The 22,486-nt window shown below is 64.5% G+C and carries 23 protein-coding genes; 11 read left to right on the top strand and 12 right to left on the bottom strand.

Going from position 1 to position 22,486, the window contains the following annotated elements; genetic code table 11:
- Positions 1 to 142: 142 nt before the first annotated feature.
- The 7 genes from E8E75_RS13685 to E8E75_RS13655 all read left to right on the top strand — a co-directional run bounded on the left by E8E75_RS13685 (position 143) and on the right by E8E75_RS13655 (position 5,946).
- The gene (locus E8E75_RS13685; RefSeq protein WP_153921274.1) at positions 143 to 1,300 is read left to right on the top strand and encodes an acyl-CoA dehydrogenase family protein; all 1,158 of its coding nucleotides are present in this window, start codon (positions 143 to 145) and stop codon (positions 1,298 to 1,300) included.
- Positions 1,297 to 2,484, top strand: coding sequence for an acyl-CoA dehydrogenase family protein (locus E8E75_RS13680; RefSeq protein WP_120652584.1), 1,188 nt, complete (start codon positions 1,297 to 1,299; stop codon positions 2,482 to 2,484). The genes E8E75_RS13685 and E8E75_RS13680 overlap by 4 nt, the downstream gene beginning before the upstream one ends.
- Before the next feature lie 14 nt (positions 2,485 to 2,498).
- Positions 2,499 to 3,281, top strand: a complete 783-nt coding sequence (locus E8E75_RS13675) for an SDR family oxidoreductase (RefSeq protein ID WP_153921271.1) — start codon at positions 2,499 to 2,501, stop codon at positions 3,279 to 3,281.
- Positions 3,282 to 3,283: 2 nt separating this feature from the next.
- Positions 3,284 to 3,742 carry a MaoC family dehydratase gene (locus tag E8E75_RS13670; protein WP_153921269.1) on the top strand — a complete coding sequence of 153 codons (459 nt, stop codon included), beginning with the start codon at positions 3,284 to 3,286 and terminating at the stop codon, positions 3,740 to 3,742.
- Between the two features lie 158 nt (positions 3,743 to 3,900).
- Positions 3,901 to 5,103: an acetyl-CoA C-acyltransferase gene (locus tag E8E75_RS13665; protein WP_153921267.1), complete on the top strand. Its 1,203-nt coding sequence runs from the start codon at positions 3,901 to 3,903 to the stop codon at positions 5,101 to 5,103.
- A 10-nt stretch (positions 5,104 to 5,113) separates the two neighbouring features.
- Positions 5,114 to 5,503 (top strand): nuclear transport factor 2 family protein, encoded by a 390-nt coding sequence (locus E8E75_RS13660; protein ID WP_120652580.1) that lies wholly within the window; start codon positions 5,114 to 5,116, stop codon positions 5,501 to 5,503.
- Positions 5,500 to 5,946: a nuclear transport factor 2 family protein gene (locus E8E75_RS13655; protein WP_153921265.1), complete on the top strand. Its 447-nt coding sequence runs from the start codon at positions 5,500 to 5,502 to the stop codon at positions 5,944 to 5,946. Before E8E75_RS13660 ends, E8E75_RS13655 begins: the two co-directional genes overlap by 4 nt.
- A gap of 92 nt (positions 5,947 to 6,038) precedes the next feature.
- On the opposite strand, the gene E8E75_RS13650 is transcribed toward E8E75_RS13655, so the two are convergent.
- Positions 6,039 to 6,812: an SDR family oxidoreductase gene (locus E8E75_RS13650; RefSeq protein WP_153921263.1), complete on the bottom strand. Its 774-nt coding sequence runs from the start codon at positions 6,810 to 6,812 to the stop codon at positions 6,039 to 6,041.
- 391 nt (positions 6,813 to 7,203) lie between these two features.
- Between E8E75_RS13650 and E8E75_RS13645 the strand changes: the two genes are divergently transcribed.
- The 4 genes from E8E75_RS13645 to dmpG are packed head-to-tail and all read left to right on the top strand — an operon-like array spanning position 7,204 to position 10,792.
- Complete coding sequence (locus E8E75_RS13645) at positions 7,204 to 8,031, top strand: alpha/beta fold hydrolase (protein ID WP_120652577.1); 828 nt, start codon at positions 7,204 to 7,206, stop codon at positions 8,029 to 8,031.
- Entirely contained in the window at positions 8,028 to 8,819 is a 792-nt protein-coding gene (locus tag E8E75_RS13640; protein ID WP_120652576.1) for a fumarylacetoacetate hydrolase family protein, read from the top strand. Before E8E75_RS13645 ends, E8E75_RS13640 begins: the two co-directional genes overlap by 4 nt.
- Before the next feature lie 16 nt (positions 8,820 to 8,835).
- Positions 8,836 to 9,744 (top strand): acetaldehyde dehydrogenase (acetylating), encoded by a 909-nt coding sequence (locus E8E75_RS13635; protein WP_120652575.1) that lies wholly within the window; start codon positions 8,836 to 8,838, stop codon positions 9,742 to 9,744.
- A 13-nt stretch (positions 9,745 to 9,757) separates the two neighbouring features.
- Positions 9,758 to 10,792 carry a 4-hydroxy-2-oxovalerate aldolase gene (dmpG, locus tag E8E75_RS13630; RefSeq protein ID WP_153921260.1) on the top strand — a complete coding sequence of 345 codons (1,035 nt, stop codon included), beginning with the start codon at positions 9,758 to 9,760 and terminating at the stop codon, positions 10,790 to 10,792.
- A gap of 158 nt (positions 10,793 to 10,950) precedes the next feature.
- On the opposite strand, the gene E8E75_RS13625 is transcribed toward dmpG, so the two are convergent.
- The 11 genes from E8E75_RS13625 to E8E75_RS13575 form a co-directional block, all read right to left on the bottom strand.
- Positions 10,951 to 11,997, bottom strand: coding sequence for a chemotaxis response regulator protein-glutamate methylesterase (locus E8E75_RS13625; protein WP_280359168.1), 1,047 nt, complete (start codon positions 11,995 to 11,997; stop codon positions 10,951 to 10,953).
- Between the two features lie 4 nt (positions 11,998 to 12,001).
- On the bottom strand, positions 12,002 to 12,613 hold the full coding sequence (locus E8E75_RS13620; protein WP_153921258.1) for a chemotaxis protein CheD: 612 nt from the start codon (positions 12,611 to 12,613) through the stop codon (positions 12,002 to 12,004).
- Positions 12,610 to 13,455 carry a CheR family methyltransferase gene (locus E8E75_RS13615; RefSeq protein WP_120652568.1) on the bottom strand — a complete coding sequence of 282 codons (846 nt, stop codon included), beginning with the start codon at positions 13,453 to 13,455 and terminating at the stop codon, positions 12,610 to 12,612. Before E8E75_RS13615 ends, E8E75_RS13620 begins: the two co-directional genes overlap by 4 nt.
- A gap of 48 nt (positions 13,456 to 13,503) precedes the next feature.
- Entirely contained in the window at positions 13,504 to 15,507 is a 2,004-nt protein-coding gene (locus E8E75_RS13610; protein ID WP_120652567.1) for a methyl-accepting chemotaxis protein, read from the bottom strand.
- 18 nt (positions 15,508 to 15,525) lie between these two features.
- Entirely contained in the window at positions 15,526 to 16,011 is a 486-nt protein-coding gene (locus tag E8E75_RS13605; protein WP_120652566.1) for a chemotaxis protein CheW, read from the bottom strand.
- Positions 15,998 to 17,824 (bottom strand): chemotaxis protein CheW, encoded by a 1,827-nt coding sequence (locus E8E75_RS13600; RefSeq protein ID WP_153921256.1) that lies wholly within the window; start codon positions 17,822 to 17,824, stop codon positions 15,998 to 16,000. The genes E8E75_RS13605 and E8E75_RS13600 overlap by 14 nt, the downstream gene beginning before the upstream one ends.
- Before the next feature lie 21 nt (positions 17,825 to 17,845).
- Positions 17,846 to 18,211 (bottom strand): response regulator, encoded by a 366-nt coding sequence (locus E8E75_RS13595; protein ID WP_077523849.1) that lies wholly within the window; start codon positions 18,209 to 18,211, stop codon positions 17,846 to 17,848.
- 202 nt (positions 18,212 to 18,413) lie between these two features.
- Complete coding sequence (locus E8E75_RS13590; RefSeq protein WP_120652564.1) at positions 18,414 to 19,565, bottom strand: methyl-accepting chemotaxis protein; 1,152 nt, start codon at positions 19,563 to 19,565, stop codon at positions 18,414 to 18,416.
- 122 nt (positions 19,566 to 19,687) lie between these two features.
- Positions 19,688 to 19,840: a PSPA7_2676 family Cys-rich small protein gene (locus tag E8E75_RS13585; RefSeq protein WP_178123565.1), complete on the bottom strand. Its 153-nt coding sequence runs from the start codon at positions 19,838 to 19,840 to the stop codon at positions 19,688 to 19,690.
- 180 nt (positions 19,841 to 20,020) lie between these two features.
- Positions 20,021 to 21,550, bottom strand: coding sequence for a glycerol-3-phosphate dehydrogenase (gene glpD / locus E8E75_RS13580; protein WP_120652563.1), 1,530 nt, complete (start codon positions 21,548 to 21,550; stop codon positions 20,021 to 20,023).
- A 138-nt stretch (positions 21,551 to 21,688) separates the two neighbouring features.
- The gene (locus E8E75_RS13575; protein WP_120652562.1) at positions 21,689 to 22,447 is read right to left on the bottom strand and encodes a DeoR family transcriptional regulator; all 759 of its coding nucleotides are present in this window, start codon (positions 22,445 to 22,447) and stop codon (positions 21,689 to 21,691) included.
- Between the last annotated feature and the right edge of the window lie 39 nt (positions 22,448 to 22,486).

Here is a 22,486-nt window from a genome sequence, read left to right as displayed (position 1 = left end):
GCCTCTGATTCTGCTTGGCGAATGAATTCGCTCCCACACCCTCCTTCAACCCTCCTGCCTGCTTCGTCCATCCGGACGATTCCCCGCCTTCCGCAACTCGCCAGACTCCTTTCCAGCCCTGGAATCACAAGAAGGCAGCGTTATGGAATTCGCATTCAGCGATGAGCAGGAGATGATCCGCGAGTCCGCCGAGAGTTTTCTCGCGGATGTATCTGACTCCGCCGCCGTGCGTGCGGCGATGGCCAGCGATCTAGGCCACGACCCGGTGCTCTGGCAGCGCGTGTGCAGCGAGATGGTCTGGCCGGCCATCCACATTCCCGAAGCCTATGGTGGCCTTGGCTTGGGCTTCGTGGAACTGGCGATCCTGCTGGAGCAAATGGGGCGTCGTCTGTTCTGCTCGCCCTTCTTCGCCAGCGCCTGCCTGGCCACCCCGGCCCTGCTGCTGGGAGGGAGCGAGGAGCAGAAAGCGAAATGGCTTCCGCAACTGGCCGAAGGCCGCCTGACCGCCACCCTGGCGTACGCCAGCAATACCCGTAACGGGCTGGATTCGGTACAGGCCAGCGTGCGCGACGAGGGTAAAGGCTTTGTCCTCGACGGCAAGTTGCGCCAGGTGATCGATGGTCACAGTGCTGGTCTGCTGGTCGTGGCGGCACGGGGTAGCGAGGGCATCGGCCTGTTCGCCATTCCGGCGGACACGCCCGGCATCAGCCGCAAGCTGGTTCCGACATTGGACCAGACCCGCAAGCTGGCCGAAGTCGAACTCAACCACGTGTATGTCGGTGCCGATGCCGCGCTGGGCACGCCGGGGCAGGGCGGTGAGTTGCTGGAGAAAATCCTGCAACTGGCTTGCGTGGCCCTGGCCGCCGAGCAGACTGGCGGCGCCCAGCAGGCCCTCGACCTGACGCTGGCCTATACAGCTGAACGGCAACAGTTTGGTCGCGCCATCGCCAGCTTCCAGGCCATCAAGCACCGCGCCGCCGACATGATGCTGGAGGTGGAGTGCGCGCGATCGGCCGCCTTGTACGCCGCTTGTGTGGCCGAGGAAGTCCTGGCCGGTAATGGCGATCCCGAAGTCGCCGCCGAACTGCCTCTGGCCGCTGCCCTGGCCAAGTCGCGTTGCTCTGAGGCGTTTTTCCATTGCGCGGCGGAATCGATCCAGATGCATGGTGGCGTCGGCTTCACCTGGGAGTACGACCCGCACCTCTACTTCAAGCGCGCACGGGCCAGCGAGGCCCTGTTCGGCGCGCCGTCCTGGCACCGCGAGCGCATCGCCGTGGCCCTCCTTGGGGAATACGCATGAAGATCAGTTTCAGTGAGGCGGACGAAGCCTTCCGCCGCGAGGTGGCCGGCTGGCTGGCGGACAATCTCCGGGGCGATTTCGAGCCGCTGCGCTTTCGCGGTGGGCCGGGCGATGAGCACAGCTTTCCCGAGGAGCGCAAAGCCTGGGAGCGCAAGCTGGCCGAAGGTGGCTGGACCTGCGTGGGCTGGGCGCCGGAACATGGCGGGCGTGGCCTTTCTATCAATCAGCAGGTGATCTTCCACGAGGAGTACGCCCGCGCCGGTGGCCCCGGCCGCATGGGACACATCGGTGAAGGCCTGGCAGGGCCGACCATCGCCGCCTTCGGCACCGAGGAGCAAAAGCGTCGCCTGTTGCCGGGGATAGTCGCGGGCACCGAGTTCTGGTGCCAGGGCTACTCCGAGCCGGCCGCAGGCTCGGATCTGGCCAATGTGAAGACCCGCGCGGTGCTGGAGAACGGCCAGTGGCGCATCAGCGGTCAGAAAGTCTGGACCTCGCTCGCCCACGAATCCGAATGGTGCTTCGTCATCGCCCGTACCGAGGCGGGCAGCGTTGGCCACCAGGGGCTGTCATTCCTGCTGGTGCCCATGCACCAGCCGGGTATCACGGTGCGCCCCATCGAGCAGCTCACCGGTACCTCCGAATTCAACGAAGTGTTCTTCGATGACGCGCTGACCGACGCCGATAACATCCTCGGCGTGCCGGGCGATGGCTGGAAGATCGCCATGGCCCTGCTGGGCTTCGAGCGTGGTGTCTCCACCCTCGGCCAGCAGATGCTGTTCCAGAACGAACTGGAAGAGATCATCCAGATTGCCCGCGCCAACGGTGCCGCCCGTGACCCATTGCTGCGTCAGCGCATCGCCGAAGCCTGGGGTGGGTTGCGCATCCTGCGCTACAACTCCCTGCGCATGCTCTCAGGTGCACAGGATGGCGCGCTGCGTCGCGAGGCGATGATCTACAAGCTGTGCTGGGCCAATTGGCATGTCGAGCTGGGCAAACTGGCCATGGACGTCCTCGGCCCCGACGCTGAATTGCTGGAGGGCGCGCCCTATGAACTGGGCCGTCTGCAGTCGATGTTCCTCTTCAGCCGCTCCGATTCCATCTACGGCGGCACCAACGAAATCCAACGCAACATCATCGCCGAACGCGCCCTGGGCATGCCCCGCGAACCGCGCGTGCGCGCCTGATCCGAGGACCTTGCATGACCATTCCAACCTACGTTCCCGGCCACGGCCTGCTGCGCGGCAAATCGGTTCTGATCACTGCCGCGGCTGGTGCTGGTATCGGCTTCTCTGCCGCCTTGCGCGCTGCCGAGGAAGGCTGTCGCGCACTGATGATCAGCGACATCCATGAAGGACGCCTGCAGGAGGCGGTGGCGAAAATTCGCGAGGCCACCGGACTCGATCAGGTCCATGGCAAGGTCTGCAACGTCACCATCGAGGAGCAGGTGCAGGCCCTGGTCACGGCGGCCGAGCGCGAGCTGGGCGGAGTCGATGTGCTGATCAACAATGCTGGCCTGGGTGGATCGCGCCTGCTGGTGGAGATGAGCGATGAGGAATGGAACCGCGTCCTCGACGTAACCCTCACCGGCACCATGCGCATGACCCGCGCCATGCTGCCGAAGATGATCGAGCGCCAGGCCGGTGTGATCGTCAACAACGCCTCGGTACTCGGCTGGCGCGCGCAGAAGGAACAAAGCCACTACGCCGCCGCCAAGGCCGGTGTCATGGCCCTGACCCGCTGCGCAGCGGTGGAGGTGGCCGAACACGGCATCCGCATCAACGCGGTGAGTCCGAGCATCGCCCTGCATGACTTCCTGAAGCGATCCGCACCCAAGGAGTTGCTGGACCAGCTCGCCTCCCGCGAGGCCTTCGGCCGCGCCGCAGAAGTCTGGGAAGTGGCCAACGTGATGATGTTCCTGGCCAGCGACTACAGCTCCTACATGACCGGCGAAGTGCTGTCGGTTTCCAGCCAGAGGGCCTGAGCATGAAGGTGATCTTCGAAACCCCGGCTGCATTGCTGGAGCGGGTGGGCGAACAACTGGGTCACAGCGAGTGGTTGAGTGTCGAGCAGTCGCGCATCGACCAATTCGCCGAAGCCACCGGCGACCACCAGTGGATCCACGTCGACCCGGTTCGCGCCGCCAGCGGCCCCTTCGGTGCCTGCATCGCCCACGGCTACCTGACCCTGGCCCTGGTCAACCTGTTCCTGCCGCAGATAGTCGAGGTGCGCGGCATCTCCATGGGGGTGAACTACGGCTGCGAGAAGGTCCGTTTCCCCAATGTGGTCCGCGCCGGCAACCGTGTGCGCGGCAGTGCGCAACTTATCGCCGCCGAAGCCGTGAAGGGCGGAGTCCAGGCCACCATCCGCATCAGTGTGGAGATCGAGGGGGAGGATCGTCCGGGCTGCGTGGTGGACACCATCAGTCGGTATTACCCGGCGTGATCTGAGGTGCGCTTTTCCTGTGGGAGCGAATTCATTCGCGAAAGGGCAGCGCAGCTGCCCCCTTCAGGCCACGCAGGGCAGACCTGCGGTCTGCATAGCGAAAGAATTCGGCCCCACAAAGTCTCCCCTTGCCCCGCGCGAATCCAGAGGACAACAGAATGAAAGAAGCCGTAATCGTATCCACCGCCCGAACCCCCATCGGCAAGGCCTTCCGGGGAGCGTTCAACGACACCGAGGCGCCGCTGATGGGCGGCCATGTAGTGCGTGAGGCGCTGCGTCGCGCCGGCGTCGAGCCAGGGGAGGTGGATGACGTGATCATGGGCGCCGCCGCGCAGCAAGGTACCCAGGCATACAACCTCGGTCGCCTCTGCGCGGTGGCCGGCGGGCTGCCTTCCAGCGTGGCCGGCATGGCGGTAGAGCGCCAGTGTTCGTCCGGTCTGATGAGCATCGCCCTGGCGGCCAAGGGCATCATCTGCGACGAGATCGACATCGCCATCGCAGGTGGCCTGGAGTCCATCTCCCTGGTGCAGAACAAGCACAAGAACAGCTACCGCAACCAGTCCGAAGCGGTGCTGGCGCAGGACCCGCGCGCGTATATCCCGATGATCGAGACGGCGGAGATCGTCGCCGGGCGCTATGGCATTTCCCGCGAGGCGCAGGATGAGTACAGCTACCAGAGCCAGATGCGCACGGCCTTGGCGCAGAGCGCAGGGCTGTTCGATGTCGAGTTGGCGCCGTTGGCGGTCCGCAAGCTGGTAACGGACAAGGCCACGGGTGAGAGCCGCCACGAATCAGTGACCCTGACTCGCGATGAGTGCAATCGCGCCGACACTACCCGCGAAAGCCTGAGCGCCCTGGAACCCGTATGGCAGGGCGGTCAATGGTCCGGCGCCGGGCGCTTCATCACCGCCGGCAATGCCTCGCAGCTATCCGATGGCGCCAGTGCCTCGTTGCTGATGAGCGCGCGCGAGGCCGAGCGCCGGGGCCTGGAGCCCCTGGGGCTCTATCGTGGTTTGGCGGTGGCGGGCTGTGACTCCGACGAGATGGGCATCGGCCCGGTCTTCGCTATCCCCAAGCTGCTCAAGCGCCACGGCCTGACCATGGATCACATCGGCCTGTGGGAGCTGAACGAGGCGTTCGCCTGCCAGGTGATCCACTGCCGCGACACGTTGGGCATTCCCGACGAGCGCCTGAACGTCAACGGCGGCGCCATCGCCATTGGCCATCCCTTCGGCATGTCCGGCGCACGCATGGTCGGCCATGCGCTCATCGAAGGTAAGCGCCGCGGTGTGCGCTACGTGGTGGTGAGCATGTGCATTGGTGGTGGCATGGGCGCCGCCGCCCTGTTCGAGACCCTATGAGGAGCATCTGATGATCAGTCCGCAACAGGTACAGGAAACCATGGCCCGCTACGTCGAGCTGGTGGACGCCTGCGATATCGATGGCATCGTCGCGCTCTACGCCGCCGATGCCACGGTGGAAGACCCCGTCGGCAGCCCGCCCCATGTGGGCATCGAGGCCATCGACCGCTTCTACCGCGAGGGGCTGGGCCGCGCCAACGCCCGCGCCCGCCGCACGGGTCCGGTATCTGCCAGCCACGCCGGCAGCGGCGCGGTGCCGTTCTGCGTGGACCTGGTATGGAACGGCGCGCCGTGCTCCATCCAGGTGATCGATGTGATGGAGTTCGACGCCGAAGGCCGCATCCGCTCGATGAAGGCCTTCTGGGGCGAGGCCAACCTGGTGGCGAGGAACGCGTCATGAACCTTGAACAGCGCATCGCGCGCCTCGAAGCGCTGGAGGCTGTTCGTCTGCTCAAGCACCGCTATCTCAACGCCTGCGATCTGAAGGACGTGGAGACGATTCGTGCCTGCTTTGCCGAGGGGCCGATCACGATCGACTACGGCCCGGTGGGCACCTTCCAGGAGCGTGACAGCTTTGTCGCGCTCTACCAGTCACTGGCCTGCAACGAACGGGTGATCGACCTGCACCACGGCGCCAATCCCGAACTGGAACATCTGGTTGACGACGAAGTCGCGGGGCGCTGGGCGCTCTACTACTTCAATGTCGATGCCGAGACTGGTGCTACGCGACAACTGGGCGGGGTTTACCAGGATCGCTATCGCCGCATCGGCGGGCAGTGGAAGATCGTCGAGACGGTGTTCCGGGCGCATTCGATGGTTGAAGGCGGCTCGACATCCTCGTAGGTTGGCGCCGAACGAAGCGAGGCCCAACATCGTCAGGTCGACCCGGGTGATGTTGGGCTTTTCAAGCGCAGCGCCAACTTACAGGCGCGCGTTCAATTTGCCCCCGCCTGCTCCAGAAACGCCGGCTTCTCTCCCCCGCCATGCACGCAGATATCCGCGCCGCTCACGTAGCTGGAAAGGCGCGATGCCAGGTACAGACAGGCATCACCAATGTCCTCGGGGCTCGCCATGCGCTGCAGCGGAATTCCCGCCGCTACCCGTGCCACACCCTCGGCATCGCCGTAATGCAGCTCTGACTGTTCGGTGAGGATCAGCCCCGCCGTTATGGCATTCACCCTGACTTTGGGCGCCCATTCCACCGCGAGCGAGCGGGTGAGGTTGAGCAGTCCGGCCTTGGCCGCACCATAAGCGGCGGTGCCAGGGGAGGGGCGGGTGGCGCTGACGCTGCAGATGTTGACGATGGCGCCGCCCTCGGGCTGGGCCTGCATCACCCGGTTGGCCAGTTGGCAGAGGTTGAGCGGCGCCAGCAGGTTGAGACGGATGATGGATTCGGAGAAGCGCGGCGAGGCCGTGGCCGCCTCGGCATGGGGTGCGCCGCCAGCGTTGTTCACCAGTACGTCGAGCCGTCCGAAGCGCTCGACGATGTTGTACAGCATGCGTTGCAGCTGCTCGATATCGCGCACGTCACACGGCAGGAACAGAGCCTCGCGGCCTGCGTGACGGGGCAATACGTCCGGGGCATTGCGGCCGCAGATCACCACCTCGGCGCCACCGGCGAGAAAGCGCTGGCTGATGCCCCGGCCCACACCCTTGCCGCCACCGGTTACCAGAACCACCTTGCCGCTGAAATCCAATGCATCGCCCATGGTCGTTTCCTCTGAAATGTCGATGGGCAGAGGCTAGGGCGGGCAGGACGGGCCGCCTACGTCCGGGAGGACTAGGGCTTCCACGTTTGGGGCCCATTTCTGCAGGGGCGAATGAATTGGCTCTTTCTGCATGACGTGTTGCAAGTAGATGCATGGCCTGTAGGCGCTGGCTTGCCAGCGAATGGCCCCGTTTCGCTGGCAAGCCAGCTCCTACAAGGCTCTTGGCCCGATTGTAAATCGCTCGCAAAAGCTAACGCTGCAATAGCGAATGCGTTCGCACCTACAAGTACTTCATCCCAACCCGGCGCAGTGTCTGCTAGTCCTCTCGGACGATGTTGGCCTGCCGGCCCGCCCGAATAATCCCGGCAAACAACAAGCCGAGGAGAGTCCCATGGACGCGCGATTGCCAGGGCGTTTCGTCACGCTGCCCGATGGCCTGCGACTGCATTACATCGAGGCGGGAGAAGGCGAAACGGTGGTGTTCATCCATGGCAGCGGCCCCGGCGCCAGCGGCCATAGCAACTTCAAGCAGAACTATCTGGAATTCGCTGACGCCGGTTACCGCGTCATCGTTCCCGACCTGCCGGGCTATGGCGCCTCTGACAAGCCGGAAACCACTTACAGCCTGGACTTCTTTGTCGCCGCCCTGACCGGCCTGCTGGACGCCCTGGATATCCAGCGCTGCGTGCTGGTGGGCAACTCCCTGGGGGGTGCCATCGCCATCAAGCTGGCGCTGGATGCGCCCAAGCGCGTCAGTCGCCTGGTACTGATGGCACCCGGCGGGTTGATGGAGAAGGAGCAGTACTACCTGCAAATGGAAGGCATCCAGAAAATGGGCGCGGCTTTCGCCAATGGCGAGCTGAACGATGCCGATGGCATGCGTCGCCTGCTCGGCCTGCAGCTCTACGATGCCTCGCTGATCAGCGACGAGACCGTCAACGAGCGCGTTGCGGTGGTCCAGCAGCAGCCGCGTTGCGTACTCAGCACCATGCAGGTGCCGAATATGACCGGGCGCCTGTCCGAGCTGACCTGCCCGATCCTCGGTTTCTGGGGCATGAACGATAAGTTCTGCCCGTCTTCCGGTGCGCAGACCATGCTGGAAAACTGTCGCAATGTCCGCTTCGTGATGCTCAGCGAGTGTGGGCACTGGGTGATGGTGGAACACCGCGAGCTGTTCAATCGCACCTGCCTCGGCTTCCTCGCGGAGGGGCGGCCATGAGCGAAGTCCGGCAACGTGAATTTGGCGAGGAGCTCTACCAGGCCCTGCTCGCCGGTCGCACCCTGGCGCCGCTGACCGAGCGCTGGCCTGAGATCACGATCGAAGACGCCTACCGCATTTCCCTCTACAGCATCGAGCGTCGTGTGGCGGCGGGCGATGCCATCGTCGGCAAGAAGATCGGCGTCACCTCCGAAGCCGTGCAGCGCATGCTCGATGTGCACCAGCCGGACTTCGGTTTCATCACCCGTGACATGTGGTTCGACGACGGCGACAGCATCTCGCTGGCCGGGAACCGCCTGATCCAGCCCCGCGCCGAGGGCGAGATCGCCTTCAAGCTCAAGCACGATCTGATCGGTCCGGGCGTCACCGAGCAGGACGTGCTCGATGCCACCGAGTACGTGATGCCCTGCTTCGAGATCGTCGACTCGCGCATCCACGACTGGAAAATCCGCATCCAGGACACCGTGGCCGACAACGCCTCCTGCGGTGTCTTCGTACTCGGCCGCGAGCAGGTGGACCCGCGCGAGCTGGACCTGCCCAACCTGCGCATGAGCGTATTCAAGAACGGCACGCAGATCAGCCAGGGCCTGGGCTCGGCTGTGCAGGGCAATCCGCTTACCGCCGTGGCCTGGCTGGCCAACACCCTGGGCGCCTTCGGCATCCCTTTCAAGGCCGGGGAGATCATCCTCTCAGGCTCCCTGGTTCCTCTGGAGCCGGCGCGTGCCGGCGACCAATTCGAACTGACCATCGACGGCCTGGGCAGTGCCCGGGTGTCCTTCCGCGACTGACTCCGGGGGAATGAACATGAGCAAGAAACTCAAGGCGGCCATCATCGGGCCGGGCAATATCGGTACCGACCTGCTGATCAAGATGCGTCGGTCGGAATGGATCGAACCGGTATGGATGGTGGGTGTTGACCCGACCTCCGAAGGCCTCAAGCGCGCCGCCGAGTTTGGTCTGAAGACAACCTCAGACGGCGTCGACGGTCTGTTGCCGCATGTGCTGGACGACGATATCCGCATTGCCTTCGATGCCACCTCGGCCTACGTCCACGCCGAGAACAGCCGCAAGCTCAATGAGCTGGGCGTGATCATGATCGACCTCACCCCTGCGGCCATCGGTCCGTACTGCGTGCCGCCGGTCAACCTCAAGGAGCACGCCGAGACGCTGGCGCTCAACGTCAACATGGTCACCTGCGGCGGACAGGCCACCATTCCCATGGTGGCGGCGGTGTCCCGCGTGCAGCCGGTGGAGTACGGCGAAATCGTTGCCACGGTGTCGTCCCGCTCGGTGGGGCCGGGTACCCGGCAGAACATCGACGAATTCACCCGCACCACCGCCGGTGCCGTGGAGAAAATCGGCGGCGCCAAGCGCGGCAAGGCCATCATCGTCATCAACCCGGCCGAGCCGCCCCTGATGATGCGCGACACCATCCATTGCCTCACCGAAGGCGAGCCGAACCAGGCGGAGATCCGCACCTCGGTGCTGCACATGGTCAAGGAAGTGCAGCGCTATGTGCCGGGCTACAAGCTGATCAACGGCCCGGTGTTCGACGGTCGCAAGGTGTCGATCTTCATCGAGGTCGAAGGCCTGGGCGACTTCCTGCCCAAGTCCGCCGGCAACCTGGACATCATGACCGCCGCCGGTCTGCGCACCGCCGAGATGTTCGCCGAAGAAGCCCACAAGGGCGCCCTGCAATTGCCCGTCCGTTGAGTGGAGATACCCCATGAACCTGCAAGGTAAGCACGTGCGCCTGCACGACATGAGCCTGCGCGACGGCATGCATGCCAAGCGCCACCAGATCAGCCTGGACGAGATGGTCGCCGTGGCCACCGGCCTCGACGCCGCCGGCGTGCCGCTGATCGAGATCACGCATGGCGATGGCCTGGGCGGCAGCTCGCTGAACTACGGTTTCCCGGCCCACTCGGACGAGGAGTACTTCGATGCGGTGATCCCCAAGCTCAAGCAGGCCAAGGTTTCGGCCCTGCTGCTGCCGGGCATCGGCACCGTCGAGCACCTGAAAATGGCCCATGACCTCGGCGTTTCCACCATCCGCGTCGCCACCCACTGCACCGAGGCGGACGTCTCCGGCCAGCACATTGGCATGGCGGCGAAGATGGGCCTGGACACGGTCGGGTTCCTGATGATGGCGCACATGGTCAGCGCGGAAAAACTCCTGGAGCAGGCGAAGCTGATGGAGAGCTACGGCGCCAACTGCATCTACTGCACCGATTCGGCGGGCTACATGCTGCCGGATGAGGTGACCGAGAAGATCGCCGTGCTGCGTAACGGGTTGAACGCCGGCACCGAAGTCGGTTTCCACGGCCACCACAACATGGGCATGGCCATCGCCAACTCCCTGGCTGCCATCGAGGCGGGTGCCGCGCGTATCGACGGCTCGGTAGCGGGCCTGGGGGCTGGTGCCGGCAACACCCCGCTGGAGGTGTTCGTGGCGGTGCTGGCGCGCATGGGCGTGGCTACCGGCATCGACCTCTACAGGATCATGGACGTGGCCGAGGACCTGGTGGTGCCGATGATGGACCAGCCGATCCGCGTCGACCGCGATGCCCTGACCCTGGGTTATGCCGGGGTCTACAGCTCCTTCCTGCTGTTCGCCAAGCGTGCCGAGAAGAAATACGGCATCCAGGCCCGCGAACTGCTGGTGGAGCTGGGCCGTCGAGGTACGGTGGGCGGGCAGGAAGACATGATCGAAGACCTCGCCCTGACCCTGTCGCGTCAGCGTGGGGTGTTGCCGACTTGAGGTATCGAGGTTAAGTCGGGCTTCCCTCTCCCCGGCCCCTCTCCCTGAAGAGGAGAGGGGTGACTCGCGCCTGGCACTCACCGCCCATCCTGCAAGGACCGCTCCCTCTCCCTTCAGGGAGAGGGCTGGGGAGAGGGGGCTCAACCCGTACAGAGCCCTCACACCCGATTCCCACTCCCCCGTCTCCGGGCTTGCGCCAGCAGCGCCGGCCCGATCTCTTCCAGTGCCAGCACCTCTTCCGCAGCACCAATCTCCGCCGCTTCCCGAGGCATTCCGTAGACCACGCAGCTGGCTTCGTCCTGGGCGACGGTGTAGCCGCCGGCCTCGCGGATTTCCAGCAGGCCACGGGCGCCATCCTTGCCCATGCCGGTGAGCAGGGCGGCGATGAGGTTGCGCCCGGCGCAGCGGGCGGCACTGTTGAACATCACGTCCACGGCTGGGCGGTGGCCGTTGACCGGTGGCGCTTCGGACAGGCGCGCGACGTAGTTGGCGCCGGAGCGCGCCACCTCCATGTGCAGGCCTCCGGGCGCGATAAGGGCGGTGCCGGGAAGGATGCGGTCGCCATCGCGGGCCTCGCTGACGCTGATGCGGCAGAGCTTGTCCAGACGCGCGGCGAAGGAGCGGGTAAAGCCTGCAGGCATGTGCTGGGTGATGACCACGCCTGGGCTGTCCGCTGGCAGGCCCAGCAGCACTTCCTTGATGGCTTCGGTGCCGCCGGTGGAGGCGCCGATGGCGATCAGCTTTTCAGTGCCGACGATGGGCAGGCCGCGTTCGACCGGGCGCTCCACAGCGATACGGCGGATAATTCTCGCGCGTGCGGCCACCTTGAGCTTGGCGCGGATTTCTTCGGCGTAGGCTTGCATGCCTTCGGCGATGCCCAGCTTGGGCTTGGCGACAAAATCGATGGCGCCCAGCTCCAGGGCGCGCAGGGTCGCCTCGGAGCCGCGCTCGGTCAGCGAGGAGATCATCACCACCGGGGTGGGGCGGCCCTTCATCAGTTTGTCGAGGAAGGTCAGGCCGTCCATGCGCGGCATTTCCACGTCCAGGGTGATGACGTCGGGCGAGTGCTGTTTGATCAGATCGCGGGCGACATAGGCGTCGGGCGCCACGCCCACCAGTTGCAGTTCGTTGTCGGCGCGGACGATCTCACTGAGCAGGCTGCGGATGAGCGCCGAATCGTCCACTACCAGCACCTTTATGGGCACGTGCTCACTCCTTGAACAAGTCGTATGGCCCCAGCGCCTCCCCGCGCTTGAGGTAGAGGATGTATTCCAGTTCGCGTTGCAGGATGGTGTCGTTGTGCAGGCTCTTGAGCTTCTTCACCAGCACCTTGCCGCTAGAGGGGAAGATGTAGACCTTGCGCGCTTCGGCTCCCATCACGTCCTCGGCCAGCAGGGGAATGCCTTCGGTGTCCAGGTAGCTGTGGACGAACTCCACGGTGCGCAGTGTGGCGTCGAAGCGCAGCAAGTCATTGGGCAGGTTGCCGGCGCCAAATACCTTGGCTGCCAACTGATGCCGCCGTGCGCCCTGGCGCAGCATCTCTTCGCTGAGTTGCTCCATGATGCGCACCCCGTGGTGGGTGGCAGCGCTGGCCAGGCCGCTGCCAGGGCCGGGTTCTGGCAGGAGGAACTGGTTCATGCCGCCGACGCCGCGCTGCAGGTCGAAGAGGCACACTGCGACGCAACTGCCAAGCACTGAGACCAGCACCTGGTCCTCGGTGGTGGCGTAGAACTCGCCAGGCAGCACCTTGACCGCCGGCAGCTGGAAATCGGGATCGAAGTAGCGGGTTGCGGCAATGGCGCCTGCAGTTTCCCCTTTCATGATGAGGCTCCCGGTACAGGCTGGTAGACGGTGCGGCTGACCAGTTTCACCACATGGTTGGCCTGCACGAAGCTTTCCGAATGTCCGGCGAAGAACAGGCCGTCTGGCCGCAGCAGTCGCACCATTCGCTCCAGCAGCCGTACCTGGGTGGGCTTGTCGAAATAGATCATGACGTTGCGGCAGAAGATGGCGTCCAGTCCGCCGCTGAGATGCCAGTCGGCATCCAGCAGGTTGATGCGGCGGAATTCCACCATCTGCCGCAGCTCGGGCACTACCCGCGCGAGACCGGCATTGGCTCCAGTGCCGCGCTGGAAGTAACGCTTCTTCACGGCAGGGTCCAGTTGCTCGAGACGCTCCACCGGGTAGACGCCGCGCCGTGCGGTTTCCAGTACGCCGGTGTCGATGTCCGACGCGATGATCTGCACGCCCTGCGCTCGCTCACCCAGGGCCTGGTGCAGGGCGATGGCCATGGAGTAGGGCTCTTCCCCGGTGCTGGAGGCGGCCGACCAGAAGCGCAGCGGCCGGCTCCGGCGCGAGGGATCCTTGGCCAATGCAGCGAGTTGGTCGAAGTGGTGCCGTTCACGGAAGAAGGCGGTGATGTTGGTGGTCAGCGCATTGATGAAGGGCTGCCATTCCTCGGGATGATGGTCGAGGTAGGCCAGGTAGCTGGAGAAGGTGCGCAGTTCGAGTTGGCGTAGGCGCCGTGCCAGTCGGCTGTAGACCATCTGCTGCTTGCTGGTGGCCAAGCTGATGCCGGCACGACGATAGAGCCGCTCGCGCACCTGCTCGAAATCGCGGTCGTTGTAGCCGAACTCGTGTTCGCCCAGGACGTGCGCATTCATTGCGTTACCTCAATGACCCCCGGCGCCAGGGCGCCGGGGGTTACGGGACTAGAACTCTTCCCATTCCTCTTCTTTACTGCGCGCGCTTCGCCCTGCACGTGTCGGGCGTGCGGCCTGGGGTTGGCGTGCGTTGCTGCGGGCAGCTGCGGGCTGGCCAGCGTGGGCCGGGTCCAGCTTGAATACCGCAACCGACTGCGCCATCAGCCCGGCCTGCTCCTGGAGGGCCTCGGCGGCTGCGGCGGCCTGTTCCACCAGCGCGGCGTTCTGCTGGGTCATCTCGTCCATCTGGTTGACCGCGCCGTTCACTTCCTCGATGCCCCGGCTCTGTTCGGTGGAGGCGGCGGCGATCTCGGCCATGATGTCGGTGACCCGCTTGATGGCGATCACGATGTCGCTCATGGTCTGGCCGGCCTGGGCCACCAAGGTGTTGCCGTTCTCCACCTTGCTCACCGAATCGGAGATCAGTGTCTTGATTTCCTTGGCCGCCGCCGCCGAGCGCTGTGCCAGCGTGCGAACCTCGGCGGCCACCACGGCGAAGCCGCGACCCTGCTCACCGGCACGCGCCGCTTCCACCGCGGCGTTGAGGGCGAGAATGTTGGTCTGGAAGGCGATGCCATCGATGACGCCGATGATGTCGGAAATCTTCCGTGCCGAGTCGTTGATGGCGGTCATGGTGCTGACCACCTTCTGCACCACGTTGCCGCCTTCCGTGGCCACTTCCGAGGCATTCACCGCCAGGGAGTTGGCCTGGCGCGCGTTCTCGGCGTTGAGTTTCACCGTACTGGTCAGTTCTTCCATGCTGGAGGCGGTTTCCTCCAGGCTGGAGGCCTGCTGTTCGGTGCGGGTGGAGAGTTCGGCGTTGCCACTGGCGATTTCACTGGCGGCGGTGTTGATGGTGTCGGCGGACTCGCGGATCTGTCCGAGCATGCGCGACAGGCTCTGCGCGGTTTCGTTGGAGTAGTCCTTGAGTTCGCCGAAGGTGCCCTGGTAGTCGGCACTGATGCTTTGCGACAGGTCGCCCTGGGCGAGTGCGCCGAGCATCCGCGAGACGTCCTTGAGGCCCTTGTCGGCGGTTTCCACCAGGCTGTTCAGGCCGGTAGCCAGGTTGAGGATGAAGCCGCTCTTGCCGCTTTCATCGATGCGCTTGGAGAAGTCACCCGCTGCGGCTGCGCCGACCAGCGCCGCGACCTCACGTTCGACCTGCACCTCCAGGGTCCGGTCGGCCCATTCGACTACCGAGCCGAGGCGTTCACCGGCATCGCTGATGACCGGGTTGGCCACCAGGCCGAAGGTCCGTCCGCCCACGTCGATCTGGGTGCGGAAGGTGCTGGTGAAGGTGGCGAGCAGGCGCTTCTGGTGCTCGGGGTTCTTGTGGAACTGGTCGATCGAACCGCCCAGCAGCTTGTTCACGGAGAACGACGGCAGTGCCTTGCGCAGGTCGGCCTCGGCGTTCTGCAGCATGCTGGTGACGGTCTTGTTCATGTAGATGATGTTGCGTTCGCCGTCGGCGATCATCACGTTGGTACTGCAGTTGTCCAGCGCACTCTTGATCCGGGTGTTCTCAGCGGCGGCCTGGGCCGCAGCCTTGAGACGGTCGCGCACACCGTCGATGGCGTCGGTGATCTGCGCCTTCTTGCCCGGCAGGCGCTCCATGTCCTTGCTGAAGTCGCCACGGCCATAGGCGGTGACCACTCCCACGACCTGCATCTTCACCGCGATATGGGCGGCCACCAGTTCGTTGACGCCCTTCGCGATGCGCGCGTGGGTACCAGTGAAGCGGTCTTCCGGTATGACCTGGTCGATCCAGCCGTCAGTGTGCTGGCGGGTCATCTCCACCAGTGCCTGGCTCAGTGCCTCGGTGCTGGCACTTTCTACGTGCTGTTGGCGCAGGCCCTTCTGCAAACGGGCGAGGCTGTCGTAGACCGATGTCCAGATCGGGTCGTCACCGGCGCCGATGGATTGGTCGAGATTACCCTCGGCCAGGCCCTGGATCAGGCTGGCCAGGTGCTGCGCGCGAAGCTGTGCTTGTGCTTTTCCGTTGAACAGTCCCATGGATTATCCCCTTGCGTGTCAGGCTGCGGCTGCTTCGACCAGGGCCATTTCGCGGCTGGTCATCAGCTTCTCGATATCCACCAGGATCAACATCCGCTCGGCCGCGGTGGCAAGGCCCAGCAGGTACTCCGTATCGAAACTGGCGCCGAACTCCGGCGGCGGCTTTATCTCGTCACCCGACAGGGCGATCACGTCGGACACCGAATCCACCACCACACCGACGATGCGTCGGCCGATGTTGAGGATGATCACCACGGTGAACGGGTCGTAGGTGACGTCGGCGAGGTTGAACTTGATGCGCAGGTCGACGATGGGAACGATGGCGCCGCGCAGGTTGATCACGCCCTTGATGAAGGCCGGGCTGTTGGCGATGGCGGTCACCTGGTCATAGCCGCGAATTTCCTGCACCCGGAGTATGTCGATGGCGTACTCCTCGCGACCGAGGGTGAAGGTCAGGTACTCCTGGGCCGGCTGTCCGGCCTGTTCCGCACTAGGTGAGTTCATGCAGTACCGCTCCTTGTTGTTGGGCCAGGCCCGGCAGGGCGTCGACATCCAGGATCAGGGCGACGCTGCCGTCGCCCATGATGGTGGCGCCGGCGATGCCTTCGATCCGGCGGAAGTTCTGTTCCAGGCTCTTGATCACCACCTGCTGCTGGCCCACCAGGTCATCCACCAGCAGGGCGAAGTGGCGCCCGTCGGCTTCGAGGATGACCACGATGGACTGCTCGGCCGGCAGCGGCGGGGTGGATTCGCCCAACAGGTCGTGCAGCGAGAGCAGCGGCAGGTACTCGCCGCGCACGCGGATCACCGCGCCTTCCTCGCCCCCCAGGCCACGGATGTCCTCTGCCTTGGGCTGCAGCGATTCGACGATGTAGGTCAGTGGTATCACGTAATGGGTGCGCGCCACGGCGACGATCAGGCCGTCGAGGATGGCTAGCGTCAGCGGCAGGCGGATGTTGATGCGGGTGCCCAGGCCCGCGGCCGAGTCGATGTCGATGCGCCCGCCCATGGCCTGGATGTTGCGCTTGACCACGTCCATGCCGACGCCGCGTCCCGAGAGGTCGGTGACTACTTCGGCAGTGGAGAAACCGGGCATGAAGACCAGTTGCCAGACCTCGGTGTCACTCATGCCGTCGTGCACCGCCAGGCCCTTCTCGCGGGCTTTGGCGAGAATGCGCTCGCGGTTCAGGCCACGGCCGTCATCGCTGATCTCGACAACGATGCTGCCGCCCTGGTGGAAGGCGCCCAGGCGCACGGTGCCGCTGGCCGGTTTACCGGCGGCCAGACGTGCCTCGGGTTGCTCGATGCCATGGTCGATGCTGTTGCGCACGATGTGGGTGAGCGGATCGCTGAGGCGCTCGATGACCCCTTTGTCCAGTTCCGTGTGTTCGCCCTGCAGCACCAGTTCCACTTGTTTGCCGAGGCGCGATGAGGTGTCGCGCACCAGGCGCGGGAAGCGGCTGAAGATGAAGCTGATGGGCAACATGCGGATCGACATCACCGATTCCTGCAGGTCGCGGGTGTTGTGTTCGAGCTGCGCCAAGGCCTGGTGGATACGCTCGTGCTGACTCGGGTCGAGCGCACCGCCGAGCTGGCCGAGCATGGCCTGCGTGATGACGAGTTCGCCCACCAGGTTGATCAGGCTATCGATTTTCTCGACGCTGACACGGATCGAGCTGGACTCGTTTTCGCTCGTTGCAGGTTTGCTGGCGGGCGCTGCAGTTGCAGGAGTCGGCTTAGGCGGGGAGGCGATGGCCGCGGCGGGTGCGCCAGGGGCTTCATCGAAAAAGCCGAAGGCGCCGGATGCGTCCTGGGTAGGCACGCCAGGCGCATCGTCGAAGAAGCCGAAGTCGTCGGCGGCCGCTGATTCGGGCAGGCCGGGTGCGTCATCGAAGAAACCGAAATCCGCCTCTTCGACAGGCGTCGGCGTGGTGTCCAGCAGCCCGCGCAGGCGGGTCACCGTTTCTTCAACCGGCACGCTCGGGTCGGGGCACTTCTGGCGGTGGGCATCCAGCAGACGCATCAGCACGTCGCGGGCTTGCAGGAACAGGTCGACCATTTCCGCACGCAGAGCCATCTGGCCGCTGCGGATTCGGTCGAGCAGAGTTTCCAGCTCGTGGGTCACGGCGGTCAGGTCATCGAAGCCGAACATGCCGGCCGAGCCCTTGATGGAATGCGCGGCGCGGAAGATGCCGTTGAGTTCTTCCGCGTCAGGCTGCTGCAGGTCGAGACCGAGCAGCAGTAGTTCGAGGCTTGCCAGGTGTTCTTCTGTTTCCTCGAAGAAGACCTGGAGGAACTGATTCATCCCTTCACTCATGGGAGGCGCCTTGTGCTGGGGTCAGGGGAGGACCTTGCGGGTGACTTCCAGCAGTTTTGGCGGATCGAAGGGCTTGACTAGCCAGCCAGTGGCGCCGGCGGACTTGCCTTGCTGCTTCATGCTGTCACTGGATTCGGTGGTCAGCATGAGGATGGGGGTGGCGCGGTAGCCGGGCAGACCGCGCAGACTGCGAATCAGGCTGAGGCCATCCATGTTGGGCATGTTCTGGTCGGTGAAGACCAGGTTGTATGCCTTGCTCTGCGCCTTGCCGAGGCCATCCTTGCCATCTACCGCCTCGTCCACGAGGTATCCGGCGGCTTTGAGAGTGAAGCTCAGCATCTGCCTTATGGATGCTGAGTCGTCAACGATCAGGATCTGCTTGCTCATCAGTGCCGCTCTCCTTGCCGCTTTTTCTGGGGTGATGCCTCTTCTTCCTTGTAGGGGCGATTTCATTCGTCCCTACAGAATCCCGCCTCGCTGCATGGCCACTGGCCATGCTTATGTGTAGATGGGCGCCTTGTGAGCGTCCAGCTATTGACGTCATCCATTCGTCGCACGGATAGGTGGCGAATGCATGACGCCCATCGGTTCAGAAAAGCTCCACCTCGCCGGCACATACGCTGCTCTGGGCGACGGGATTGGCGACAGGTTTGCGCAGCTCGAGGGTTTCCTGGTCGACGCATTCGGCCCACTGCTCCGGCGTCACTGTGCGCAGCCCGCCAAGCGCTGCGGCGAATCCGCCAAGTTTGGCGAAATGCTTGCGCATCTGGCCGATCAGCTGGCTGCTCATGTCCTGGAACTGCAAGGCGGTAATGGCCTGGTCGACGCCTGAGCCCACCTCCAGAGAAATGCGATCCAGTTCCTGGATCACTTTCAGCGTGTGCCGGTTCATGCCTTCCAGGTCTTCCAGCATGTGGTGCAACTGCTGTTTGGATTCCAGGGCAATTCCCATGTCCTTGTCTGCCAACTGGGAGATGGCCGACTCGGCGTCCTGGATTTCGCGGTAGACCACGTCCACATGCTTGCGAATCTGCTCCGAGAATCCGGTGGAGCGGGTGGAGAGGGCGCGTACTTCGTCGGCGACCACGGCGAAGCCGCGACCGCTTTCACCGGCGCGGGCGGCCTCGATGGCGGCGTTCAGCGCCAGCAGGTTGGTTTGTTTGGCGATGGCGTCCATATCGTGGGTGGATTTAAGGATATCGGCGATTTTCTGTGTCACCCGGTCCATGCGCTTGACCAGTTCCTGGGAGGTCTGGCTGGTTTCCAGTGTGGCCTCGACGAACAGGCCCAGGGTGTTACGGGTGGTGGAGATGAACTCCTGGAAATTCATGCCGTCATCGGTGCCCTGCTGGTTGCCGTAGCGCTCGATCAGAGAGTGGGAATGGGCACGCTGCTGGTCGATGCGGGCGGCCAGGCCCTGGAAGCTGTCGCCCAAGCGAGCGATGGCGTCCTGCAGCAACCCGTCGACCTGCCCAGCATGTGCCTGCAAGGTGCCAAGGTGTTCGTCCACGGCATTCTGGGCCTGCTGCCAGTCGGGTGCCACGATGGGGTGGGTAGTGGCCTGCGTGGCACGTGGGCGCGACTCTCGCTGCAACCAGGTCAGCAGCAGGCTGGCCAGCCAGCCTCCGCCCAGGACCAGCCAGACCGGCAGGTCAACAGCGACCATGCCGGCACAGGCCAGCCAGATCAGGGAGTGCAGGGCCAGGCCCTTGATTGGGTTGGCGGACGACGGATGCGACATGGAGCACTCCCTTGCCAAGGTTGTCTGGCTGATGGCTTCTGAAAAGGCCATCGGCAACGCTGGTTAAAACTAGAGGGTTGCGGTGTGCTGTCAAATGGCTATCCGTCGGATTCGTTTGCCTTTCAACCCGCTGTTTCAGCCTCCTCTTCGGGCGGGCTGAGATAGCGATGGGCGCCGCAACGCAGGCAACGCTGGCAGATCATGGGAACAGCGCCGACTTCTGTACGAAAACCTTCGGTCCATTGGCAACCGAGCAGGAAGCAACGAATACGCATGACTCCTCCCGGGGGCGCACCCCCTGGTTCGATCCGGCAGTGGTGGGATGAACTGCACTCGCCTTGTTCTTGTTGGAGGCATGGGGCGCCGTGAAGGATCGGCCGACCGCTCTAGAGTCGGCAACCTAAAAGGGCGAGCGGTGGGGCCGTTGGTCGGGGAAGGGAGGGAGCAGGGAAGGGTTACGCTGCATCCACGCGCGGTCGGCGCGGATGCTCCGGTTTCAGGTAATGAGCCAGACGCGCTTTCTGGCTGGGGCTCATGAACAGACCGAGCTTGGTGCGGCGCCAGAGGATGTCCTCGGCGCTTACCGCCCATTCCTGCTGGCAGAGATAGTCCACTTCGCGGGAATAGAGGCCGGCGCCCAGATGCTCGCCGAGGTCAGCCAGTTCCCGTACGCCGCGCAACAGATGCCAGCAACGGCTGCCATAGAGGTTGGCCCAGCGTCTGGCGATATGCGTGGGCAACCAGCCGAAGCTCGAGCAAAGGGCTTCCACCAGGGCGCTGCGGCATTCCATCTTTTCGCCGCCGGGCAGCGGCGCGCTGGCGGTCCAGGCGCCCTTGGCGAAGGGGAACCAGGGCGTCAGTTGCTGGAGGGCGGTCTCGGCCAGTTTGCGGTACGTGGTCAGCTTGCCGCCGAACACCGAGAGCAGGGGAGCCTCGCCGGGATGGGCTGAGAGGGCGAGGGTGTAGTCGCGCGTCACCGCTGACGGATCGTCCGACTCGTCATCACACAGCGGGCGCACGCCGGAATAGCTGTGGAGGATGTCCTGCTCGCTCAACTGGTGCTTGAAGTGGCGGTTGACCACGTCCAGCAGATAGTGGGTTTCTTCGGCGGTGATCGCCACTTCCGCCGGGTCGCCGTGGTATTCGCGGTCGGTGGTGCCGATAAGGGTGAAACGCTCCAGGTACGGAATCGCGAAGACGATACGGCGATCCTCGTTCTGCAGGATGTAGGCCTGCTCGCCGTCGTGCAGGCGCGGCACGATGATGTGGCTGCCCTGGATGAGACGGATGCCATAGGGCGTCGCCTGCTTGAGGTCCTGCTGGATGAAGCGCGCCACCCAGGGGCCGGCGGCGTTGACCAGGGCACGGGCGCGGATCGACAGCAGGCTGCCGTCGACGCGTTCCAGGTGGATATGCCAGAGGCCCTTGCTGCGCCGGGCGCTGACGCAGCGGGTGCGGGTATGCACATGGGCCCCGCGCTCGCGGGCGGCCATGGCGTTGAGTACCACCAGGCGCGCGTCGTCGACCCAGCAATCGGAGTATTCGAAACCCTGGGTGATTTCAGCCTGCAACGGGCTGCCGGCGCCGAAGCGCAGGCTGCGGGAGGCGGGTAGGCGCTTGCGCTTGCCGAGGTGATCGTAGAGAAACAGGCCGGCACGGATCATCCACGCCGGCCGCAGGTGCGGCCGGTGCGGAAGAATGAAGCGCATCGGTTTGACGATGTGCGGCGCCTTGGCAAGCAGCACCTCACGCTCGGCCAGGGCTTCGCGCACCAGGCGGAACTCGTGGTGTTCCAGGTAGCGCAGGCCGCCGTGGATCAGTTTGCTGCTGGCCGAGGAGGTGTGCTGGGCGAGGTCGTCCTTCTCGCAGAGGAAGACCGACAGGCCGCGTCCGGCCGCATCAGCGGCAATGCCGACACCGTTGATGCCGCCGCCGACGATTGCGAGGTCATAGACTTCCGCGATGGGAGAATGGTTGTGGTTCATTGGCAGGCACCAAGGTCGAAACCGAACTTTCAGTGTTCATTTTCGAAAATAGCCTAGATGAGCGCGTACGAAATGACTAGCCCAATGCGCGAAATCGCGCCGGGTGGTCATGGAAAATTCACACAGGGGAAGAGCAGCTCAGACCCGGTCGAGGTGCACCTTGTGCTCGGCGAGCAGGCGGGTCAGGGCGGGGGAGGGCTGGTGGTCGGTGAACAGCCGGTCCACCAGGGAAATGGCGCCCAGGCGTACTACGGCGTTGCGACCGAACTTGCTGGAGTCGGCGGCGAGGAACACCTGGCGGGCGTTCTCGATGATGGCTTGGGAGACGCGCACTTCCTGGTAATCGAAGTCGAGCAGGCTGCCATCTTCGTCGATCCCGCTGATGCCTACGAGTGCGTAGTCCACTTTGAACTGCTGGATGAAGTCCACCGCTGCCTGGCCCACGATGCCACCGTCGCTGCGCACTGTGCCTCCGGCCACCAGTACTTCGAAGTCCGGCTTGTCGGCCAGTTGCGCCGCCACGTGCAGGTTGTTGGTGATCACCTTCAGGCCCTTGTGGCCCATCAGTGCGCGGGCGATGGCTTCGGTGGTGGTGCCGATATTGATGAAGAGCGAGGCGTGGTCCGGGATGTATTCGGCCACTGCATCGGCGATGCGCTGTTTTTCGTCGCGGTTCTGCCCGGCGCGCATGGCGTAGGCGGTGTTCTGGGTGCTCGAGCCTTCGCTGGCAGCGCCGCCGTGGGTGCGTCGCAGCAGGCCGTGTTCGGCGAGTTGGTTGATATCGCGCCGGATAGTCTGCGGGGTGACGCCGAAGGCCTGGGCCAGTTCGTCGATGCTGACGTAGCCACGCTCGCGAGTGAGGTCGAGGATGTCTTGTTGTCGTGGGCCCAGGATCATGCTGGCTCCTTGTTTTGCGCGGCATTATAGCGGCGGGCT

Origin of the sequence: Pseudomonas sp. BN606 (assembly GCF_029873115.1) — a bacterium.
Taxonomy (GTDB): domain Bacteria; phylum Pseudomonadota; class Gammaproteobacteria; order Pseudomonadales; family Pseudomonadaceae; genus Metapseudomonas.
Note: the sequence above shows the minus strand (reverse complement) of the source record. Positions and strands in the feature narration are given on the sequence as shown.

What these genes read in the sequence shown, in the direction of transcription:
- E8E75_RS13685 (WP_153921274.1), top strand. Translation starts at nt 143, where the DNA reads ATGGAATTCGCATTCAGCGATGAGCAGGAGATGATCCGCGAGTCCGCC.
- E8E75_RS13680 (WP_120652584.1), top strand. Translation starts at nt 1,297, where the DNA reads ATGAAGATCAGTTTCAGTGAGGCGGACGAAGCCTTCCGCCGCGAGGTG.
- E8E75_RS13675 (WP_153921271.1), top strand. Translation starts at nt 2,499, where the DNA reads ATGACCATTCCAACCTACGTTCCCGGCCACGGCCTGCTGCGCGGCAAA.
- E8E75_RS13670 (WP_153921269.1), top strand. Translation starts at nt 3,284, where the DNA reads ATGAAGGTGATCTTCGAAACCCCGGCTGCATTGCTGGAGCGGGTGGGC.
- E8E75_RS13665 (WP_153921267.1), top strand. Translation starts at nt 3,901, where the DNA reads ATGAAAGAAGCCGTAATCGTATCCACCGCCCGAACCCCCATCGGCAAG.
- E8E75_RS13660 (WP_120652580.1), top strand. Translation starts at nt 5,114, where the DNA reads ATGATCAGTCCGCAACAGGTACAGGAAACCATGGCCCGCTACGTCGAG.
- E8E75_RS13655 (WP_153921265.1), top strand. Translation starts at nt 5,500, where the DNA reads ATGAACCTTGAACAGCGCATCGCGCGCCTCGAAGCGCTGGAGGCTGTT.
- E8E75_RS13650 (WP_153921263.1), bottom strand. Translation starts at nt 6,812, where the DNA reads ATGGGCGATGCATTGGATTTCAGCGGCAAGGTGGTTCTGGTAACCGGT.
- E8E75_RS13645 (WP_120652577.1), top strand. Translation starts at nt 7,204, where the DNA reads ATGGACGCGCGATTGCCAGGGCGTTTCGTCACGCTGCCCGATGGCCTG.
- E8E75_RS13640 (WP_120652576.1), top strand. Translation starts at nt 8,028, where the DNA reads ATGAGCGAAGTCCGGCAACGTGAATTTGGCGAGGAGCTCTACCAGGCC.
- E8E75_RS13635 (WP_120652575.1), top strand. Translation starts at nt 8,836, where the DNA reads ATGAGCAAGAAACTCAAGGCGGCCATCATCGGGCCGGGCAATATCGGT.
- dmpG (WP_153921260.1), top strand. Translation starts at nt 9,758, where the DNA reads ATGAACCTGCAAGGTAAGCACGTGCGCCTGCACGACATGAGCCTGCGC.
- E8E75_RS13620 (WP_153921258.1), bottom strand. Translation starts at nt 12,613, where the DNA reads ATGAAAGGGGAAACTGCAGGCGCCATTGCCGCAACCCGCTACTTCGAT.
- E8E75_RS13615 (WP_120652568.1), bottom strand. Translation starts at nt 13,455, where the DNA reads ATGAATGCGCACGTCCTGGGCGAACACGAGTTCGGCTACAACGACCGC.
- E8E75_RS13610 (WP_120652567.1), bottom strand. Translation starts at nt 15,507, where the DNA reads ATGGGACTGTTCAACGGAAAAGCACAAGCACAGCTTCGCGCGCAGCAC.
- E8E75_RS13605 (WP_120652566.1), bottom strand. Translation starts at nt 16,011, where the DNA reads ATGAACTCACCTAGTGCGGAACAGGCCGGACAGCCGGCCCAGGAGTAC.
- E8E75_RS13600 (WP_153921256.1), bottom strand. Translation starts at nt 17,824, where the DNA reads ATGAGTGAAGGGATGAATCAGTTCCTCCAGGTCTTCTTCGAGGAAACA.
- E8E75_RS13595 (WP_077523849.1), bottom strand. Translation starts at nt 18,211, where the DNA reads ATGAGCAAGCAGATCCTGATCGTTGACGACTCAGCATCCATAAGGCAG.
- E8E75_RS13590 (WP_120652564.1), bottom strand. Translation starts at nt 19,565, where the DNA reads ATGTCGCATCCGTCGTCCGCCAACCCAATCAAGGGCCTGGCCCTGCAC.
- E8E75_RS13585 (WP_178123565.1), bottom strand. Translation starts at nt 19,840, where the DNA reads ATGCGTATTCGTTGCTTCCTGCTCGGTTGCCAATGGACCGAAGGTTTT.
- glpD (WP_120652563.1), bottom strand. Translation starts at nt 21,550, where the DNA reads ATGAACCACAACCATTCTCCCATCGCGGAAGTCTATGACCTCGCAATC.
- E8E75_RS13575 (WP_120652562.1), bottom strand. Translation starts at nt 22,447, where the DNA reads ATGATCCTGGGCCCACGACAACAAGACATCCTCGACCTCACTCGCGAG.